This is a genomic window from Collinsella sp. TF11-5AC, assembly GCF_003436775.1.
Lineage (GTDB): Bacteria > Actinomycetota > Coriobacteriia > Coriobacteriales > Coriobacteriaceae > Collinsella.
Window position 1 is genome coordinate 1 of the sequence record NZ_QSQO01000045.1, and the last position, 1,449, is coordinate 1,449.

2 protein-coding genes are annotated in these 1,449 nt (G+C 62.9%); both read right to left on the reverse strand.

Going from position 1 to position 1,449, the window contains the following annotated elements; translation table 11 throughout:
* Window positions 1-39: 39 nt before the first annotated feature.
* Complete coding sequence (locus tag DXD16_RS10145; protein WP_233502706.1) at window positions 40-945, reverse strand: IS3 family transposase; 906 nt, start codon at window positions 943-945, stop codon at window positions 40-42.
* On the reverse strand, window positions 888-1,449 hold a 562-nt coding region (locus DXD16_RS10150), incomplete at its 5' end, for a helix-turn-helix domain-containing protein (protein WP_204987090.1). The genes DXD16_RS10150 and DXD16_RS10145, both read right to left, overlap by 58 nt.

Consider the following 1,449-nt stretch of genomic DNA (forward strand, 5'->3'; position numbering starts at 1 on the left):
TGAACTGCGCCCCAATTCTTGGACGGGCTAATAAGCGGCCTACGCCGCACATAGGGACTGATTCCGGAATTCCTCCGGGGTCAGTCCCTTCAGTTTAACCTGCCTCCTTCTCGTGTTCCAATGGATGATGTATTCGTCCAGGTCTCTCTTGAAGTCTTCGAAGCAAGGCCATTTTCTTCCGCGAAAGAACTCGTCCTTCATATGGCCGAACACCTGCTCCGTCGCGCCGTTGTCGATGCAGTTGCCCTTCCGGGACATGCTCTGCACCACGCCGGCCTCCTCCAGCCGCTTGCACCACCCGGCCTGCTGGTACTGCCAGCCCATGTCCGAGTGCAGGACCGGCCTGGAGCCCTCGGGCATCTTGGACACGAGCTGGTCGAGCAGCTCGTGCTGCTGGGCCATGTTGGGATGCAGCGACGTGGACCAGGCGACGATCTCCTTGCTGCCGAAATCGTAGACCGGCGCGAAGTAGGCCTTGCCCCAGGGCTGCTTGAACTCGGTGACGTCGGTGCCCATCTTCTCCCACGGCCCGTCGGCGGCGAAGTCCCTGCCGATGACGTTCTCGAAGGTCTTTCCGACCTTGCCCCTGTACGAGTTGTACCTGTGGTAGTCGGTCTCGCGGCGGATCCCGCAGCTGATGCCCATCTCGCGCATCATCTTCAGCGTCGTCTTGTCGGCTATGCGCACGCCCCGCTCGGCGCGCAGGCACATGGCGATCTGCCTGTGGCCGCACCCGTTGGCGGTGCGCGAGAATATCTCGGCGGCGGCCTCCCAGAGCTCGGGCCTGGTGGGAGCCTTCGGGTGCGACAGCGCGTAGTAGTAGCTCGACCTCGCCAGGCCGGCGCACTCGAGCAGGTCGGCGAGGGGGTATTGCCCTGAAAGCCCGCTCACGACCGCGGCCTTCTCGCCGTTCGAGAGCGTTTCTCCGCCTTCAGGGCGATCGATTTTTTTAGGTAGGCGTTCTCCGCCTCGAGCCTCTTGATCCTGCGCTCGAGCTCTTGCTCGCGCGTCGTCTCCCCGGACGGGGAGCCGGACCCCCTCGGCCTCCCCCTGGGCTTTGGCCTGAGCGCCTCCGGGCCCTCCTCCCTGTAGGCCTTCAGCCATTTCTTGAAAGGGCTTGGCGAGGCTATCCCGAACTTCTCCATGGCCTCGGGCTTCGTCATGCCCTCGTCGACGACCGCCCTGACGGCGGCCAGCTTCGTCTCGAACGAATAGGCGGTGTGTTTCTTTCCCATCATGGCCAGAACCTCGATACCAGCAGACCTGTAGGTGCACAGCCATTCTCTCACGGTTTCCTCCGGCATCCCGAGAAGGGCCGCGATCGCCGCGCGGCCGTGCCCCTCGTCGTGCAGCTCTGCCGCTCGCAGTCTCATCCCGACGTCGTACAAAGCGTTTCCAGCCATAAAAAAGCCTCCCATTTCTTGTGTCCAAGAAATGGGAGGCAGTTCA